Raw genomic sequence first — 16,183 nt, 5'->3', positions numbered from 1 at the left:
TAGCTGCCGTGTGCCCGCATTATTTGCATGGAAACGCCCGTAACTTGTACGTAACGTCCTGTCATGCCGAAGGTGAGCTTCATCCTGTTTCCTGAGTTCCAGATGCTGGCCTATGTGCTGGCCTCCGAAACCCTGCGCATCGCCAACAAAAATGCCGGCCGTCCGCTGTACACATGGGAGACGCTCAGCGTCACCCAGGCGCCGGTGCCTGCCTCCAGTGGACGGCTGGCCGCGCCGGACCGCAGCGGCTGGGAGCTCGGTGAACCGCCCGGCCTGGTGCTGCTTTGCGCCGGCTACGATCCGTTGCGCCACCTGCCGCAGGGGCTGCGCGCCTATCTGGCACGTGCCGGGCGCGCAGGCGCGACGCTGGGCGGCATCGACACCGGCACCGTGGTGCTGGCCCAGCTTGGCTATCTGGACGGGCATGAAGCGGTGCTGCACCACGAAGCCGAGGCGGGATTCCGCGAGCGCTGGCCCGATATTGCGGTGAGCGACCGGATTTACTGTTTCGGCCGCGGCAGGCTGACGGCCGTAGGCGGCACCGCCACCGGCGACGCTATGCTCGCCTGGGTCGCGGCCACCGGCCCGGACGGGCTGGCGGCGGCCACCTCCGAAGACATGGCGCATGGCTCGATCCGGCCTCCGGAAGTGCGCCAGCGGCTGCAGCCATCAGCTGATCCGGTGCTGGGCCGGATGCAGCAGCTGATGCTGGACAACCTGCCGGAGCCCCTGGCGCTCACAGACATTGCCGGGCGGCTCGGCCTCAGCCTCAAAGCGCTGCGCCTGCGCTGTAAACGCGGATTGGGCATGACACCGCAGGCGGCCTATCTTCAGATGCGCCTGCAGCGGGCGCGCGAGCTGCTTCAAAGCACCGCCATGCCGGTCACCGAGGTGGCCCTGGCAACGGGATTTGCCTCGCTGCCGGGGTTTTCCCGCCAGTTCAAGGCCATGTACCAGCGCAGCCCGCGCGACATGCGCCGCCGCTGACGGCACACCGGGCCAAGTTTTGTCTGCCGTCAGTTTCCGAGCAGCACAGCCTCCACCCGCCGGTTGGCCTCGCGGCCCTCGGGGATCTGGTTGCTGGCAATCGGCGCCAGATAGCCGGCCCCGGCCACGTCGATACGGGCCTCCTCGGCACCATAGGCCCCGGCCAGCCGCTCCTTCACCGATTGCGCCCGGCGTTCAGAGATCGCGACGTTCTGCTCCTGGGAACCAACCGTGTCTGTGTGGCCGACCAGCAGCAGCCTGTATTGCGGGTTTGCCGCCAGGAATGCGGCCAGCGCGCGCAGGCTGGCGTAGCTGCCGTCCTGAAGCCGCGTGGAGCCGCTGTCAAACACCAGATCAGTCAGCACCGCATGGCCGCGCACCTCCAGCACCTTGGCCAGTTCCACCGGCCGCTCCGGGTCTGTTGGCTGCTGCACTGCAGGTTTCACTACCGCCGGCGCGGCCTCCGGCGGCTGCACGCTGATCACCTGCACATAGGCCGCGCCGCCCGCCCGCGACACCAGCACAGAGACCGCCGCCTCGCCCTTGGCAGCCGACAGGAAGTGATAGCGGGAGATATCCACCATCATGTCTGGCGCCGGCACCACTTCGATCCCGAAGCGAAAGCCGAAACCGCCGCAATCCCGCGCCGCGCAGTCCAGCAGCACCTCATAACCCTGCCCTGTCAGCTGCTCCCGCAAGGGCGCCAGGATCTGCAGCACGGTGCCGGCCTTTTCGACCCGCCAGGTGCGGCGCGAGATCTGCCCCTCGAACCGCTGCGAGGGCACCTTGTCGGCCGTTTCCGGGCCAACGGGCAACTGGTAGACGCCCAGCGCCGTTGCCCGTTCGGAAACCGCTGCCGCAGTTGGCGGAAGGGTGAGCTCTGCCGCGGCCGCCACCCCCGGCAGCAGGGCAGCGGCTGCACATGCAATGAAGCGTCTTAGCGGCACTGGCTGTGATATTCCGGATTGGGCACCATCGCGGTTGCGCTGGCCACCCGGTTCGACATGTTGAAGAAGCCCGCGACATTGGCGATGTCCCAGATGTCCCGGTCGCTAAAGCCCGCATCCCGCAGGATCTGGCGATCCGCCTCCTCGATCTCCGCGCTGGCGGTGGTCATCTTGGCGGAGAAGTCCAGCATCGCCCGCTGACGCGCGTCCAGCGGCGCCACCCGGTAGTTCATCACCAGCATCTCGCCCAGCTGCGGGTCGCCCGACAGCTGCCGCACGGCCGCGCCATGCGCCACCAGGCAATAGAAGCAGCGGTTGATCGCAGAGACCACCACCGCAATCATCTCCCGCTCCAACTTGCTCAGGCCGCTGTCCGCCAGCATCAGATCGTTGTACATGGCGGTGAATGCGTTGAGCTTGGCGATGTCAAAGGCATTGGCCTTCAGCACATTCGGCACAAAGCCCAGTTTCTCGACGCAGATATCGAAATACTTCTGCGTCTCCGGCGGCAGCGGGTCCACCATCGGCAGGTCGAGGGCTGTGGGCTGGGTCTGGTCACTCATCGCATTCAATCGCCTTGTTGCAAAATCCGGTAGTGGTACTGTCCGACACAGTCCATGCCGAGGGAAGCATAAAGCCCGTTGGCGCCCTCGTTACGTTTCGTGCAAAGAACTGCCAATTCACTGGCGCCGTTCTCCAGCGCCCAGAATGCCGCCTGGCGCATCATCCAGGCGCCCATGCCGGCCCGGCGCTGATGCGGCAGGATCTCCAGCGCATGCACCATCGCCACTCCGTCATGCACCGCCACGAAACCAGCACCAGCCGGTTTGTCCCTGTGGCGGGCCAGCAGCCCCGTCTTGGGCCCCTGCACCCGGCTCATCACCGCCAGCCGCTCCGGCCCGATGCCGCCCTGTTCCCAGATCTCGCGCTGGATCGCCAGCGGCTCCCAGACGCAAAAGGCGGTGACACGCGGCACCGGAACATCCGTCAGCCGCGCTGCCGGGCAGGTCCAAAGGTTGACCGGATCCTTCACGGCATAACCGCGCGCTTCCAGTTGCGCGTCCAGCTCTGCCTCGCCGTCGCGGATCATGAACAGGCAGTCCTGGCCCATGGCGCGCATCGCGTCCTCAGCCGCTGCAATCTCCGCCTCCGTGACGGCGCCACTCACTGTCGCCGCCGACACCCGGCTGCCGCCGCCCTGCCCTTCGCGCAGGGTGACAGGCCCAAGTTCGCGCAGCGATGCCGGCGGCCAGGTCGCCTCGGTCACGGCATAGTAACGGGGATCGGTGGTCACTGCTCCAGCTCCTTTGCCAGTTCGGTCATCGCCGCATCGATGCGCGCGCCATCGGTGCCGCGGATCACGATATTGGCGCCGAACGCGCCGTCTTTCTGAAACGGGTAGCAGCCCACCGACAGATCGGCATAAGCCTCTGCCAGAGCGCGCAACGGGGCCGCGATTTCACCTTCGCCTCGTTGGACCCGCAGGGTCTGCGACAGCATCGGGCGGCCGCCGGTCAGGGTCGGCATCACGCTCGCCACCATGGCTTGAAAGATCATCGGCACCCCAGCCATCACATGCACATTGCCGATGGTAAACCCGGGCGCCGCCGAGACCGGGTTGTCGATCAGCGCGGCCCCGTCCGGAATACGCGCCATCCGCAGCCGCGCCTCGTTCATTTCCAAACCTTGGGTGTCATAGTGCGCCTGCAGGATGGCCCGGGCGTCGTCCCGCACCCCCAGATGCGCCTCAAACGCCTTGGCGATGCAATCGGCGGTGATATCGTCATGCGTCGGCCCGATGCCGCCGCTGGTGAACACATGGTCATAAGCGCCTGACAGCGCCCGCACCGCGGCAATGATCGCCGCTTCGTCGTCGCTCACCACCCGCACTTCCTTCAGGTCGATGCCGTGTTTGGTCAGCTCCCCCGCCAGATAGTGCATATTGGCATCCCGGGTGCGGCCCGACAGGATCTCGTCTCCGATCACAAGCATGGCAGCTGTCGGATTGGCCATGTTCTTCCTCCCTTGATACCTCGTCTCCGCAGGTATAGGCCCGTTGCCATGCGCTTTGAAACCCCTCTGATCCCCGCCGTGCTAATCCGCCGCTACAAACGTTTTCTCGCCGATTGCCGGTTGCAAGACGGTCAAGAGATCACCGCCCATTGCGCCAACCCCGGCAGCATGATGGGACTGGCAGAACCGGGCATGACGGTCTGGCTGGAGCCCAACGACGATCCGAAGAAGAAGCTGAAATACGGCTGGCGGCTGGTGGAACATGCGGATGGCCACTTCACCGGCGTCGACACTTCAGTTCCGAACCGCGCCCTGCGGGCCGCGCTGGAAACTGGCGAAATTGCGGAGCTCGCCACCTACAAGACTGTGCGGGCCGAGGTGAAATACGGCGCAAACAGCCGCATCGATTTCCTGCTGCAGCAGGACGGCCTGCCGGACTGCTATGTCGAGGTGAAAAGCGTGACCCTGTCGCGCCAGCCGGGCCTGGCCGAGTTTCCCGACAGCGTTACCGCCCGAGGCACCAAGCATTTAGGGGAGCTGGCAAACATGGTGGCGCAGGGCCACCGCGCAATCATGCTCTACCTTGTGCAGCGCAGCGACTGCCGCCGCTTCCAGCTTGCCGCGGATATAGACCCGGCCTATGCCGATGCCTTTGCCAGCGCGCAGGCAGCCGGGGTGGAACGGCTGGTGCTCGGAACGCGGATCACACCGCAAGGTGTCGAGGTTGCCGGGCCGCTCGCGGCAGGCTAACAACCCCTGCCACGCATCGGATCAGGCCGCCTGATCCACCTGACCCTTAGCGTCCCCCTCCTCGCGCTTCGGCTCGGCCCGGATCAGTGTGCGGGTTGGGAACGGAATTTCGACCCCGGCGGCATCCAGCGCTTCCTTCACCTTGCGCTTCATGTCGGCCTGGTACTGGAAGTATTCCGCGGCATCGACCCAGACCCGCACCAGGAAATCAACCGAACTGCTGTTCAGCTCATTCACCTGAAGGAACGGCTCCGGATCGCTGTGCGACCGGCTGTCGCCCATGATCGTGTCACGGATCACCTTTTCGGCAGTGGCAAGGTTGGCGCCGTAGCCGACGCCGAATGTCCACTCGGCCCGGCGTGTGTCGAAGGAGGAGTAATTGGTGATCGTGTTGCCCCAGACCTCGGAGTTGGGAATGATCACCTTGAGGTTCGACAGGCTGGCAATCACCGTGTTGTTCAAGGTGATTTCATGCACCGTGCCCATCTCATCGTTCACTTCGATGAAATCACCCAGCTTGAACGGGCGGAACAGGATGATCATCACACCTGCCGCAACATTGGACAGCGCCCCCTGCATGGCAAGGCCGATGGCCAGGCCCGCCGCACCGATGGCCGCCACGATAGACGTGGTCTTCACGCCAAAGGTGTTCAGCACAAACAGCGCCGCAAAGGCCAGAATGACATAACGCGCCAGGTTGCCGAGGAAGTGGAACAGCGTGACGTCCAGCTTGGCATGCGTATCACCCAAGCGCACGATGCGGCGCTTGACCCAGCCTGCCACGATGAATCCGGCCAGCAGGATGACAACGGCTGCAACAACGCTTCCCAGGGCCTGCGCCAGGAACTCAAGCGTGACAAGATCCGCCAGGGATTTGCCATCGTAGATTTCGGTCCGCATCAGGTCGCTAACGCTGTCCATGCCGCTGTGTCCCTCCGTGTTGCCGCAATAGTTCTTCAGCCAGCCCAACGCGGAACGGCAGCAAAAGTTCCCGGATGCGGCGCCAGCTGCCTCTGGCCCTTTTGGCCCGGACCCCTTACATAGCTACGCAAAGATACGCGATGGAGCACCGCCTGATGAGATCGAAAGACGGCCGCACAACCAAGGACGGCATCCGCATTCATGAAGCCGGCGACTATGCCGGTATGCACAAGGCGGGGGCGCTTGCCGCGCGCATTCTGGATGATATCGCTGCCCATGTGTTCCCCGGCCAGACCACCGGTGAAATCGACCGCATCATCACCCAAATGGTCGAGGACGCGGGCGCAAAGTCCGCCACCATCGGCTACAAGGGCTATCAGCACGCCAGCTGCATCTCGGTGAACCACGTGGTTTGCCACGGCATCCCCGGCGACAAGAAGCTGAAGGACGGCGACATCCTGAACATCGACGTGACCGTGATCGTCGATGGCTGGTTTGGCGACACTTCGCGCATGTTCGTCGCAGGCAAGCTCAGCCGCAAAGCGGAGCGGCTGATCCAGGTCACCCATGATTCGCTGATGATGGGCATCGAGGCGGTGAAACCCGGCAACACCTTCGGCGATATCGGCCATGCGATCCAGACCTATGCCGAAAGCCAGCGGATGAGCGTGGTCCGCGACTTCTGCGGCCACGGCCTGGGCCAGGTGTTCCACGCGCCGCCGAACGTGCTGCACTACGGCCGCCCCGGCACCGGCCCGGTGCTGGAAGAAGGCATGTTCTTCACCATCGAGCCGATGATCAACCTGGGCCGGCCGGAAACCAAGATCCTGGCGGACGAGTGGACCGCCGTCACCCGCGACAAGTCGCTGTCGGCGCAGTTCGAGCATTCGATCGGGGTAACTTCCGGCGGGGCTGACATTTTCACCCTGTCGCCGGCCGGGAAATTCCACCCGACCTACGGGTAAGCCAAAACGGCTGAAGCGGGGGCGCCCCCCGCACCCCCAGGCCATTTCCGGCAAGAGAAAAGGCAGCCGCGGCCCTTCGTTCAGCCGGTCTCGTCTTTTGCCTCCTGCAAACGCCACAGCGCCAGCAGCAGGGTATCATCTCCAAACGGCGTCACAGCATCCTGAATGAACAGCGGCGCCCGCGCCGGTTTCGGCTTGGGCTTCGTCCGGGCTTCGGCCTTGTTCACGGGCGGCAGGAACGGCGGGTGCAATGTCTGTTCCATCTCCGGAACAGTACCACAACAGCCTCAGATCGACAAAAGCGCGGGCACCTCTGCCATGTCGCTGAACACCTCTGCGCCCAAGGCCGCTAGCTTTCTGCCGCCGCCCTGCGGCACGAAGGCGAGGCAGCGCATGCCCGCGCGCACAGCTGCGGTCACCCCGCTGCCGCTGTCCTCGATCACCAGGCAATCGCGGGCCTGCACCCCGAAATGGCTGGCCGCCGCTAGAAACAGCCCCGGTTCCGGCTTGGAAACGCCCAGCGAATGGGCCGAGAACATCGCATTGGGGTGGAACCGCTCCCACAACCCGTTCTGGCCCAGGGTGATCCGCATCTTGTCCACGCTGCCGTTGGAGGCAACGCACACCGGAATGCCCTGCGCGTCCAGCCGCGCCAGCAACTCGGAAACACCGGGCGTCAGCGGCACGCCCTGCCTCAGCCGGGCAAAGGTTTCGGCGTAGATTTCGTCAATCCAATTATCCGGCAGATTTGCCCCCAGGCCACGGGCCTTCTGCATCACCCCGGCCATGGTGCCGCCGACGAAATGCTGCATCGACTGCTCGGCTGTCAGCGGCAGCCCGTGGCGGGTCAGATTGTCCGCCATAGCCTGATTCGAGGCCGGTTCGCTGTCGACGAGCACGCCGTCGCAGTCAAAGATCACCAGTTTCGGGGTCGGGAATGTTTTGGGCATAAAACTCACTTCGTAGCGGAACAGACAGCGCTTGCACCGCGCCGACGAACGTCCTGTCCTGTAGTAAAGCAGCGCCGGCAATGCGGCAAACCGGTGCTAAGCAATCCGCCGCCAGACCTGTTTCAGCCTGAAACATCCCGCCACATCAGAGTGACGTGCGTATCGCCGTACTTGCGGCTGTCATGCAGCTCAAACCCCTCCGGCGCAGCCATCGGGGTGTTTTCCTCCCAGACCACCAGCGCATCATCCGCCACCCAGCCGCCTGCCGCGGCTGCCGCCAGCGCCTTCTCTCCCAGCCCCTTGCCGTAAGGCGGATCAAGAAAGATCAGATCATATGGCGCATCCGGGTTCTGCCCCAGCTTCAGCGCATCGCGCCGCGCGAGCGTGCAGCGGTCCTCTGCCCGGCAGATGGCGATGTTCTTGCGGATCAGGCCGGTGGATACACGGCCGTCATCGACGAACACCGCTTCCGCCGCACCGCGCGACAGCGCCTCCAGCCCCAGCGCGCCGGTGCCTGCGAACAGGTCCAGCACCCGGGCGCCGGGAATGGCGCCCGTGTGCATCAGCACGCTGAACAGGCTTTCGCGCACCCGGTCGGTGGTGGGGCGCAGGTGGGCGCCCGCATCCCCCTTGCCCACCGCGGCCAAGGCCCGGCCGCGGAAGTCTCCGGCAATGATCCTCACGCCTTCAAGAGCGGCTTCAGGTCCGCGGCAGGATCACCGGCAACCGCCTTGTCCGCGGTCTTGCCCGCGTCAATCAGCCGTTTTGCCACCATATAGGCGCGCGGGTCGTTCATCGCGTCCACCGCCACCAGTTGGTCGCCCTTGTAGTACCAGAAGGAGACCTGCCCCCCCTCGCCCTGGCGGGTGACGACGTTGTCATACCCGGTGTTGAGACCCGCGATCTGCAGCTTGACGTCATACTGATCCGACCAGAACCACGGCGTCGCGACGTAATCCTTGTCCGCGCCCAGCATGTTCTGCGCCACCACCTCAGCCTGATCGATGGCATTGGGCACGCTTTCCAGACGGATACGGTTGCCCTGGAACGGGAAGGAGGCGCAATCGCCCGCCGCCCAGACCGACGGGTCGGAGGTGCGGCCCTTGGCATCCACCTTGATGCCGTTGTCCAGCTCCAGCCCGGCCATCTCCGCCAGCTGCGACGACGGGGTAATGCCCACGCCTACCACGACGAAATCCACGTCCAGCGCCTCGCCGCCGCTCAGCACAGCGCGGGTCACCTTGCCGCCTTCGCCTTCCAGCCGCTCCAGGCCGACACCTTCGCGGATGTCCACGCCGTGGCCGGTGTGCAGGCTGCGGAAGAAATCCGAGGTCTCCGGCGCTGCAACCCGCTGCAGAATGCGGTCGGCCATCTCGACCAGCGTCACCTGCACGCCGCGTTTGGCGCAGACTGCTGCCGCTTCCAGCCCGATGTAGCCGCCGCCGACGATCAAGGCGCGCTTGCCCTCTGTCACGTTGGGCGCCATCGCGTCCACATCACTCAGGCCGCGCACCACGTAAACGCCTTCCAGGTCGCCGCCGATCGCCGCCGGCAGGCGGCGCGGGTCGGAACCGGTGGTCAGCGCCAGCTGATCGTAGGAGATCACCTCATCCCCCAGCGATACCGTCTTGGCTGCCGTATCAATCCCGGTGACACGCTGGCCCAGCTTCAGGGTGATGTTGTTTTCCGAATAGAAGCTCTCAGGCCGCAGGAACAGCCGCTCCAGCTCCATCTCCCCCAACAGGTAAGCCTTGGACAAAGGCGGGCGCTGATAGGGCAGCACCTCTTCCGCGCCGATCAGGGTTATCTCCCCGTCAAACCCGTCCTTGCGCAGTTTTGCCACCAGCGAGGACCCAGCCTGCCCCGCTCCAATCACGACGATGTGGGACATCTCCCCTTGCCTCCCGCAATAGTTCCCGTCACGCTTTCACCGGACCCTATATACCCGGGGCCCCAAAACGCAATCAGGAGAAAGAGGAACGTGCGATGATTTCTGTTGGAGACCAACTGCCGGACGCGACACTGACACGGATTGGCGAGAACGGCCCTGAACAGGTGCAGCTGGCGGACAAGCTGAAGGGGCGGAAGGTTGTGCTGTTCGCGGTGCCCGGCGCCTTCACCAGCACCTGCCATTCCGCCCATGTGCCCAGCTTCATTCGCACCAAGGACCAGTTCGCCGCCAAGGGCGTCGATGAAATCATCTGCCTGGCCGGCAACGACCCCTTTGTCATGTCGATCTGGGGCGACAACACCGGCGCCAACGAGGCCGGGATCACCATGCTGTCGGATGCCGAATGCACCTTTACCGAGGCGATCGGCATGCGCCTGGACGCCCCAGCCGCGGGCCTGATCGGCCGCTCCCTGCGCTATGCGATGCTGGTGGAGGACGGCGAGGTGAAGATCCTCAACAAGGAGGAAAACCCCGGCCAGTGCGAACTGTCGGCCGGCGAGGGCCTGCTGGACTCCATGGGGTGAATAAGAAAGCATGGCAGCCGCCGAAACCGGCGGCCGCCTTCTCAACCCCTTAATATTTTGTGAAAAGTAGGGTCAGCCCCGCTGTTGGAATATTTTGCGCACGAAACATTTGGACAGAACCGCTGACCCATCGCGCGGGCCGCGAAGGTCAGTCCTGCGGCTCGCCGTACAGGCCGTCCATCTTGCGCGCCAGCTTTGCGTCCTGTGAACTGATTCCGTCCACGTCATGAGTGGTCAGCACCACCGTCACCCTGTTGTAGACATTGCTCCATTCGGGATGGTGGTTCCATTTCTCGGCCCAGATCGCTGCGCGGGTCATCCAGCCAAAGGCATCGGCGAAGTTTTTGAACTTGAAGGTCTTGGTGATGGCATCACGGCCCTCCGCCATTTCCCAGCCGGTGGCAAAAAGCGGCTCCAGCAGCGGGCCGCGGGTGGCTTCGGAAAGTTTCTCCGTCATTCTTGCTCCTCCACATGGGCTTTGCGGAACGGGCCGTATTCGGTCAGGATTTCGATCTCTTCCTCGGTGGCGGCCCGTTCAGCCTCGAGGAAACGTCCGACGGCCCCGGCGAACCCGGGATCGCCGATCCAGTGCAGGCTATGGGTCTGGCATGGCATGTAGCCGCGCGCAAGCTTGTGTTCACCCTGTGCGCCAGCCTCCGCCCGGTCAAGCCCCTGAGCAATGGCCAGCTCTATGGCCTGATAATAGCACAGCTCAAAGTGCAGGCAGGGGTGCTGTTCGACGCACCCCCAATACCGCCCGTACAGCGTCTTGCGGCCAATGAAATTCAACGCTCCGGCGACATAGCGCCCGTTGCGCTCAGCCAGAACCAGCGCGATGTCGTGCGCCATGGTCCGGTGCGCAATGTCAAAGAACTGCCGGGTCAGATAGGGCGATCCCCATTTGCGCGCGCCGGTGTCCTGGTAGAATGCCCAGAACGCATCCCAGTGTTCAGGGCGCAGATCATCGCCCTGAAAGACACGGATATCACCACCGAAACACTGCGCCTGCATCCGCTCCTTGCGGATATTCTTGCGCTTGCGCGACGACAGTGCCCGCATAAAGGCTTCGAAATCGGCATACCCGTCATTCTGCCAATGGAACTGCTGCGTGGCCCGGGACATCAGCCCCATCTCCTCGCCCATCCGGGCCTCGTCCTGGGTGCAAAAGGTTATGTGCAGCGACGACAGGTTGTTGTTCGCCGCCAGCTGCACCGCCCCCTGCAAAAGCGCCGAATGGCCGATGCCGTCATAACCCGGGCGCACCAGAAACCGGCGCCCGGTGGCCGGGGTGAACGGCACCGCGATCTGAAGCTTGGGGTAATAGTGGCCGCCCGCCTGTTCATAGGCATGCGCCCAGTTATGGTCGAAGATATATTCGCCCTGACTGTGCCCCTTGGCGTAAAGCGGCGCGCAGGCGATCAGGCGGCCCTCCTGATAGGCGGTCAGATACTGCGGCTGCCAGCCGGTGCCCGGCCCGACAGACCCGCTGTCCTCCAGCGCGCTCAGAAACCGGTAGGTGGTGAACGGATCCAGCGGGCGCCCGCCATCCGCCGCCTCCGGGCAGGCACAGGCGTCCCACGCGTCTGCCGTGATCTGCGACAGCGACGCCAGCACCCTGACTTCGATTTGCGCCTGAGACATGCAATTCCTCCGCACCGCTTCAAAGATGTGGGGTGCGGTCCAGCGCGATCAAGATGTTAGCGGCGAAAGGTACCGTTCAAATGTAACATTGTCGGCAAAGGCTCGCGCCGCGGCTTCCTCAGCTGCCGACCTGATTGTCCAGCACAGCACCGGCACACCTGCGCTGCGCAGCGCCTGCACCCGCGGCCGGGCCAGGTCTCCGGCCTCATGGCTGATGAAGCTGGAACCGCTCCGCTCAAAGTCCGGAATGCCGCGCAGATCATCGCAGACTGCCTTGGGCAGCTCCGCCCATTCCGACGGGTCATAGGCACTGGTGGTGATGCCCCGCGCAATTTCCGGCGCTTGCTGCGCCAGTTCCGCGACCGAGTTCGGATTGAAGGACATCAGCGCCACCGGGCCGCTGTAGCCCTTTAGCGCCTCTGCCGTTGCCCGTTCCAGCGCGCCGTCGGTAACGCCCATTTCGCCCTGCTGATCCTTCAGTTCGATCAGCAGCGGCACCTGGCCATCCACCAGCTCCAGCACCTCCGTCAGGTCCGGAATGCCCTCGCCGTCACCGCCCTTCAGCGGGATGGCGCGCAGCTCCTCGCGGGTCCGGGCGCGGACTGGCCCAGTGCCTTCGGCGAGCCGGTCCAGATGATAATCGTGAAAGACCATGGCGCAGCCGTCCTGGGACAGCTGCAGGTCGATCTCGATCCCGTAGCCCGCCGCCAAGGCCGCCCTGATGGCAGCAAGGCTGTTCTCCGGGCGCCCGTCCGCAACATCATGCAGCGCGCGGTGGGCCAGCGGGACAGTCAGAAAGGCGGCAGGCAGGGACGGCGTCATTTGATCTGGAATACGCCGTCGATTTCCACTGCAACGCCCAGCGGCAGCGAGGGCGAGCTGACGGCAGAACGCGCATGGCGCCCGATGTCGCCCAGCGCTTCGACCAGGAAGTCGGAGGCGCCGTTCACCACCTGCGGCTGCTGGGTGAAATCAGCGGTCGAATTGACAAAGGCGCCCAGTTTCACGACGCGGACCAGGCGGTCCAGATCGCCGCCGCAAGCGGCCTTCAGCTGTGCCAGCAGTGCAATCGCGCAGCGTTTGGCAGCAGCCTGGCCTGCGTCGACATCCATGTCCGCCCCCAAAGTGCCAGTGATCAGCCCGTTCTCGTCCGCCGAAATCTGGCCGGAGATATAGACCATGTCGCCTGCCACAACATAGGGCACATAGTTTGCCGCCGGTGCCGGCGCGTCGGGCAGGGTCACACCCAGCTCTTTCAGTTTTGCTTCGATGCTCATGGCGCATTCCTCCGAGTCTTTGCTGGCCGGGACGCTACCCGGCGCGGCAGATTTCGGAAAGAGAAAATGCGAAGCCCAGGCACGCCTTTCCGCCCTTGGGCCCCGCAGTTTGCACAAGGCTGTTTTCCAGCAAGGAAAAAAGCCCCCTCAGCTTTCGCGGAAAGCCTTGTTGAAATAGTCCGCCAGCGGCTTGACCAGATAAGCCAGCGGAGAACGGTCGGCGGTGCGGATATAGCTTTCCACCGGCATCCCCGGAATCAGGACCGTGCCTTCAGGCAGCCGGCCCTGCTCTCCGGGATTGAGCTCGATTTCGGCCCGGTAATAGGAAATCCCGCTGCCCTCATCCTCAAACGCATCTGCCGAGACCTGGGTCACATGGCCGAACAGTTCCGGCGTGCTGCGCTGATCCAGTGCTGAGAAGCGAACGGTTACTTCCTGCCCCGTGAAAAGTTGATCAATATCCGTCGGCGCCACCTGCGCGGCAATCACCAGCGGCCGGTCCTGCGGCACCAGATACAGCACCGGGTCGGCCGGCCGGATCACTGAGCGCGGCGTCTGCACCTGCAACCCGTAGACGACACCGGAAACCGGCGCGGTAATATCCAGCCGCGCCAGCCGCTGCCGCAGCGAGCGGCGGGTCTCGGCCAGTTCCAGCTCCTGGTAGCGCAAGTCGCGCAGCCGCGTGATCGCCTCCTCACGCTGGCCGGTGCCGAGTTTCAGGATCTCGATGTCGATCTCGGTGATGCGGCCCTCAGCCTGCGCCTCCGCGGCCACCAGTTCCCCAAGCTGACCATCCAGACTGGCTTGCGTGCGGCGCAGATTCAGCACCGTTGCCGCCTGCGCCAGGCCGCGGTCCAGGAGCGACTGCTGGTTGCCCAGTTCTTCGCCGATCAGTTCCAGTTGCACTTTCAATGACTTCTGCTGCGCCTGGATGCCGCGGATTTGCTCCTCGATCTGCACCCGGCGCTTCTCCAGCTGCTCAATCTCGCGCTCGGTAGTTTCCTTGCGGGCTTGGAACAGGCGGCGCTGGCCCTGCACTAGGTCCTTGACCTCCGGCTGGGTTTCAGTCGCTTCCAGCAGTTCCGGCTCAAAGGTGATTTCCACCGCTTCGTCCCGTTCCGCTTCCAGCCGGCCGCGCCGCGCCATCATCTCGAACAGCTGGCCTTCGGTGATCACCAATTGCGAGGTCAGCTCATTGGCGTCCAGCCTGATCAGCGTCGCGCCCTCCGCCACCGTGTCGCCCTCATCCACCAGGATTTCGTCAACTATGCCGCCGTCCAGATGCTGCACCACCTGGCGATTACGGTCCACTTCGATCCGCCCCGTGGCCACCACCGCGCCGGAAATCGACGACAGCACCGACCAGGTGCCAAAGCCGCCGACCAGCACCGCAAGGGCAATCAGGCCGATGGTCAGCGGCCGCCGTGCAGGCCACTTGCTTTCCACACTCATCTCACACCTCCTGTGCCAGTGGCCTGGCGGATGTTCTGATGGTTGGCGACCATTTCCTGCAGCACCTTGTCTTTCGGCCCAAAGGCGGTCTGGGTGCCCTTGTCGATCACCAGCAGCATATCGCATTCCTGGATCGCAGCCGGGCGGTGCGCCATGATCAGCACTGACCGCCCTTCCGCCTTGATCTGCTTGATCGCCTTGTTGAGCGCAATCGAGCCTTCGTTGTCGAGGTTGGAGTTCGGTTCATCAAGGATCACGATCACCGGATCGTCAAACAGCGCCCGTGCCAGCCCGACCCGCTGCATCTGGCCGCCCGACAGCCGCCCGCCGGTGGCGTTGACGCGCGTGTCATAGCCTTCGGGCAGTTTCAGGATCATCTCATGCGCGGCGGCCTTGCGGGCAGATGCCACCACCTTTTCCGCTTCAGGTGCCTGATTAAGACGGGCGATGTTCTGGGCGATGGTGCCGTCGAACACCTGCACCCGCTGCGGCAGGTATCCGATATGGCCGCCCAGCACATCAGGCGCGTACTGGTCCAGCGTCGCGCCATCCAGCCGGACAGAACCGGCCGCCGGCCGCCAGACACCGGTGAGCGCCCGTGCCAGCGTTGACTTTCCGGACCCCGACGGCCCGATCACCCCGATTGCCTGTCCCGGCTGAACCCGGAAATTCACGTTGCGCAGCAGCGGCGTGGTGCTGCCCGGCGGCACAATGGCCAGCCCCTGCACCTCCAAGAGCGCCTTCGGTTTGGGCAACTCGGTGCGCGCAACTTCCTCCGGCACCTTGTCCAGAAGTTCGGCCAGGCTGTGCCAGCCTTTCAGCGCCCGCTGCACCAGCGCCCATTGGCCCAGCCCCAGCTCAATCGGCGCCAGCGCCCGTCCCATCAGGATGGACCCCGCGATCATCGCCCCCGGCGTGAGTTCGCCCTGAAGAACCAGATAAGCACCCAGGCCGAGCATCGCCGACTGCAGGAACAGCCGCAGCGTCTTGGTCAGCGTGGTGAAGCCGCCGCCAGTGTCATTGGCGGTCACATTTTCGGTCAGCGCCTCATCGCGGGCCCGTTTCCAGCGCTCGAACGAAGCCCCGCGCATGCCCATCGACTGGATCATTTCCGCCTCGTTGCGGATCTCCTCGGACATCAGGCTGGCCTTGTGGCTGGTCATGTTGGCCTTCTGCACCGGCAGCCGGGTGAACATCTGGTTCAGGACCGCAATCAGCACCAGCACCGCGCCGCCGCCAAGCGCCAGGAGGCCGAGCCAGGGGTGGAACAGGGCGATGCCCGCCAGGAACACCGGCGTCCAGGGCAGATCGAAGGCCGCAGTCAGAACCGGAGAGGCAATCAGACGCTGCACTGCCTCCAGATCGGAAAGGCCGGTCTGCGCCACCGGGTCCTGCGCCACCGCCGAACGGCGGATCGCCGCGTCAAACACCCGCCGGTCGAGGGCTGATTGAAACCGCGCGCCCACCCGCGCCATGATCCGGCCGCGGGCGTAATCCAGAAGACCCATCATGCCATAGAGAAACACCACCAGCAGCGACAGCGCCAGCAGCGTCGCTTCCGACCGGCTGCCCAGCACCCGGTCATAAACCTGCAACATATACAAAGGCCCGGTCAGCATCAGCAGGTTGACGAAGAAGCTGAAAATCCCCGTGAACCAGTACAGGCCGCGGCTCTGCCGCCGCACCTGGCGCAGTTCCTCATAGCCGTTCTTATAAAAGCTTTTATTCATCGTCAGACTGCAATAGTGGTTCGTTGGCTTCAGGTCAGGGCTGGGATTTTACCAGCTGTGGCACAAGCAGGTAAA

The 16,183-nt window shown here is 64.4% G+C and carries 19 protein-coding genes; 4 read left to right on the top strand and 15 right to left on the bottom strand.

Translation table 11 applies throughout. From position 1 onward, the window contains the following. Positions 1-63: 63 nt before the first annotated feature. Positions 64-987 carry a GlxA family transcriptional regulator gene (locus KUW17_RS11375; protein WP_222479097.1) on the top strand — a complete coding sequence of 308 codons (924 nt, stop codon included), beginning with the start codon at positions 64-66 and terminating at the stop codon, positions 985-987. A 29-nt stretch (positions 988-1,016) separates the two neighbouring features. On the opposite strand, the gene KUW17_RS11370 is transcribed toward KUW17_RS11375, so the two are convergent. Genes KUW17_RS11370 through KUW17_RS11355 form a run of 4 tightly spaced genes read right to left on the bottom strand, consistent with a single transcriptional unit; the run spans position 1,017 to position 3,947 of the window. Then, positions 1,017-1,934: an OmpA family protein gene (locus KUW17_RS11370; RefSeq protein WP_315899395.1), complete on the bottom strand. Its 918-nt coding sequence runs from the start codon at positions 1,932-1,934 to the stop codon at positions 1,017-1,019. Then, positions 1,925-2,497, bottom strand: coding sequence for a peroxidase-related enzyme (locus KUW17_RS11365; protein WP_222479095.1), 573 nt, complete (start codon positions 2,495-2,497; stop codon positions 1,925-1,927). Before KUW17_RS11365 ends, KUW17_RS11370 begins: the two co-directional genes overlap by 10 nt. A 5-nt stretch (positions 2,498-2,502) precedes the next feature. Then, complete coding sequence (locus KUW17_RS11360; protein ID WP_222479093.1) at positions 2,503-3,228, bottom strand: GNAT family N-acetyltransferase; 726 nt, start codon at positions 3,226-3,228, stop codon at positions 2,503-2,505. Then, the gene (locus KUW17_RS11355) at positions 3,225-3,947 is read right to left on the bottom strand and encodes a competence/damage-inducible protein A (protein ID WP_222479091.1); all 723 of its coding nucleotides are present in this window, start codon (positions 3,945-3,947) and stop codon (positions 3,225-3,227) included. The genes KUW17_RS11360 and KUW17_RS11355 overlap by 4 nt, the downstream gene beginning before the upstream one ends. 48 nt (positions 3,948-3,995) lie before the next feature. On the opposite strand from KUW17_RS11355, the gene sfsA reads away from it, so the two are divergent. Next, positions 3,996-4,697 (top strand): DNA/RNA nuclease SfsA, encoded by a 702-nt coding sequence (gene sfsA, locus KUW17_RS11350; RefSeq protein WP_222479089.1) that lies wholly within the window; start codon positions 3,996-3,998, stop codon positions 4,695-4,697. Between the two features lie 21 nt (positions 4,698-4,718). On the opposite strand, the gene KUW17_RS11345 is transcribed toward sfsA, so the two are convergent. Next, positions 4,719-5,618, bottom strand: coding sequence for a mechanosensitive ion channel family protein (locus KUW17_RS11345; protein ID WP_222479087.1), 900 nt, complete (start codon positions 5,616-5,618; stop codon positions 4,719-4,721). Between the two features lie 155 nt (positions 5,619-5,773). On the opposite strand from KUW17_RS11345, the gene map reads away from it, so the two are divergent. Beyond that, positions 5,774-6,583 carry a type I methionyl aminopeptidase gene (map, locus tag KUW17_RS11340; protein WP_222479085.1) on the top strand — a complete coding sequence of 270 codons (810 nt, stop codon included), beginning with the start codon at positions 5,774-5,776 and terminating at the stop codon, positions 6,581-6,583. Positions 6,584-6,663: 80 nt separating this feature from the next. Here map and KUW17_RS11335 read toward each other — a convergent pair whose 3' ends face one another. From KUW17_RS11335 to KUW17_RS11320, 4 genes are all read right to left on the bottom strand, one after another. Continuing rightward, positions 6,664-6,846 carry a hypothetical protein gene (locus KUW17_RS11335; protein WP_222479083.1) on the bottom strand — a complete coding sequence of 61 codons (183 nt, stop codon included), beginning with the start codon at positions 6,844-6,846 and terminating at the stop codon, positions 6,664-6,666. A gap of 24 nt (positions 6,847-6,870) precedes the next feature. Continuing rightward, positions 6,871-7,533 carry an HAD family hydrolase gene (locus tag KUW17_RS11330; RefSeq protein WP_222479081.1) on the bottom strand — a complete coding sequence of 221 codons (663 nt, stop codon included), beginning with the start codon at positions 7,531-7,533 and terminating at the stop codon, positions 6,871-6,873. Between the two features lie 122 nt (positions 7,534-7,655). After that, a complete protein-coding gene (rsmD, locus tag KUW17_RS11325; RefSeq protein WP_222479079.1) occupies positions 7,656-8,216 on the bottom strand; it encodes a 16S rRNA (guanine(966)-N(2))-methyltransferase RsmD in 561 nt (186 codons plus the stop codon). Then, a complete protein-coding gene (locus tag KUW17_RS11320; RefSeq protein ID WP_222479075.1) occupies positions 8,213-9,424 on the bottom strand; it encodes an NAD(P)/FAD-dependent oxidoreductase in 1,212 nt (403 codons plus the stop codon). The genes rsmD and KUW17_RS11320 overlap by 4 nt, the downstream gene beginning before the upstream one ends. A 95-nt stretch (positions 9,425-9,519) precedes the next feature. On the opposite strand from KUW17_RS11320, the gene KUW17_RS11315 reads away from it, so the two are divergent. After that, entirely contained in the window at positions 9,520-10,008 is a 489-nt protein-coding gene (locus tag KUW17_RS11315; RefSeq protein ID WP_222479074.1) for a peroxiredoxin, read from the top strand. A 148-nt stretch (positions 10,009-10,156) separates the two neighbouring features. Here the strand turns inward: KUW17_RS11315 and KUW17_RS11310 are convergent, their stop codons facing one another. The 6 genes from KUW17_RS11310 to KUW17_RS11285 form a co-directional block, all read right to left on the bottom strand. Next, positions 10,157-10,465 (bottom strand): 4a-hydroxytetrahydrobiopterin dehydratase, encoded by a 309-nt coding sequence (locus KUW17_RS11310; protein WP_222479072.1) that lies wholly within the window; start codon positions 10,463-10,465, stop codon positions 10,157-10,159. Then, positions 10,462-11,649, bottom strand: coding sequence for a GNAT family N-acetyltransferase (locus KUW17_RS11305; protein WP_222479070.1), 1,188 nt, complete (start codon positions 11,647-11,649; stop codon positions 10,462-10,464). Before KUW17_RS11305 ends, KUW17_RS11310 begins: the two co-directional genes overlap by 4 nt. A gap of 48 nt (positions 11,650-11,697) precedes the next feature. Beyond that, positions 11,698-12,471, bottom strand: coding sequence for a glycerophosphodiester phosphodiesterase family protein (locus KUW17_RS11300; protein WP_222479068.1), 774 nt, complete (start codon positions 12,469-12,471; stop codon positions 11,698-11,700). After that, the gene (locus KUW17_RS11295; RefSeq protein ID WP_222479067.1) at positions 12,468-12,926 is read right to left on the bottom strand and encodes a RidA family protein; all 459 of its coding nucleotides are present in this window, start codon (positions 12,924-12,926) and stop codon (positions 12,468-12,470) included. Before KUW17_RS11295 ends, KUW17_RS11300 begins: the two co-directional genes overlap by 4 nt. 147 nt (positions 12,927-13,073) lie before the next feature. Then, complete coding sequence (locus KUW17_RS11290) at positions 13,074-14,378, bottom strand: HlyD family type I secretion periplasmic adaptor subunit (RefSeq protein ID WP_222479065.1); 1,305 nt, start codon at positions 14,376-14,378, stop codon at positions 13,074-13,076. Then, complete coding sequence (locus KUW17_RS11285) at positions 14,375-16,108, bottom strand: type I secretion system permease/ATPase (RefSeq protein WP_222479063.1); 1,734 nt, start codon at positions 16,106-16,108, stop codon at positions 14,375-14,377. The genes KUW17_RS11290 and KUW17_RS11285 overlap by 4 nt, the downstream gene beginning before the upstream one ends. Positions 16,109-16,183 lie beyond the last annotated feature (75 nt).

Source organism: Leisingera aquaemixtae (genome assembly GCF_019801145.1).
Classification (GTDB): Bacteria; Pseudomonadota; Alphaproteobacteria; order Rhodobacterales; family Rhodobacteraceae; genus Leisingera; species Leisingera aquaemixtae_A.
Note: the sequence above shows the minus strand (reverse complement) of the source record. Positions and strands in the feature narration are given on the sequence as shown.

Coding starts and splice junctions, on each gene's coding strand:
- KUW17_RS11315 (WP_222479074.1), top strand. CDS start 9,520: ATGATTTCTGTTGGAGACCAACTGCCGGACGCGACACTGACACGGATT.
- KUW17_RS11320 (WP_222479075.1), bottom strand. CDS start 9,424: ATGTCCCACATCGTCGTGATTGGAGCGGGGCAGGCTGGGTCCTCGCTG.
- KUW17_RS11285 (WP_222479063.1), bottom strand. CDS start 16,108: ATGAATAAAAGCTTTTATAAGAACGGCTATGAGGAACTGCGCCAGGTG.
- KUW17_RS11290 (WP_222479065.1), bottom strand. CDS start 14,378: ATGAGTGTGGAAAGCAAGTGGCCTGCACGGCGGCCGCTGACCATCGGC.
- KUW17_RS11375 (WP_222479097.1), top strand. CDS start 64: ATGCCGAAGGTGAGCTTCATCCTGTTTCCTGAGTTCCAGATGCTGGCC.
- KUW17_RS11330 (WP_222479081.1), bottom strand. CDS start 7,533: ATGCCCAAAACATTCCCGACCCCGAAACTGGTGATCTTTGACTGCGAC.
- KUW17_RS11305 (WP_222479070.1), bottom strand. CDS start 11,649: ATGTCTCAGGCGCAAATCGAAGTCAGGGTGCTGGCGTCGCTGTCGCAG.
- KUW17_RS11365 (WP_222479095.1), bottom strand. CDS start 2,497: ATGAGTGACCAGACCCAGCCCACAGCCCTCGACCTGCCGATGGTGGAC.
- KUW17_RS11345 (WP_222479087.1), bottom strand. CDS start 5,618: ATGGACAGCGTTAGCGACCTGATGCGGACCGAAATCTACGATGGCAAA.
- map (WP_222479085.1), top strand. CDS start 5,774: ATGAGATCGAAAGACGGCCGCACAACCAAGGACGGCATCCGCATTCAT.
- sfsA (WP_222479089.1), top strand. CDS start 3,996: ATGCGCTTTGAAACCCCTCTGATCCCCGCCGTGCTAATCCGCCGCTAC.
- KUW17_RS11355 (WP_222479091.1), bottom strand. CDS start 3,947: ATGGCCAATCCGACAGCTGCCATGCTTGTGATCGGAGACGAGATCCTG.
- KUW17_RS11300 (WP_222479068.1), bottom strand. CDS start 12,471: ATGACGCCGTCCCTGCCTGCCGCCTTTCTGACTGTCCCGCTGGCCCAC.
- KUW17_RS11335 (WP_222479083.1), bottom strand. CDS start 6,846: ATGGAACAGACATTGCACCCGCCGTTCCTGCCGCCCGTGAACAAGGCC.
- KUW17_RS11295 (WP_222479067.1), bottom strand. CDS start 12,926: ATGAGCATCGAAGCAAAACTGAAAGAGCTGGGTGTGACCCTGCCCGAC.
- KUW17_RS11310 (WP_222479072.1), bottom strand. CDS start 10,465: ATGACGGAGAAACTTTCCGAAGCCACCCGCGGCCCGCTGCTGGAGCCG.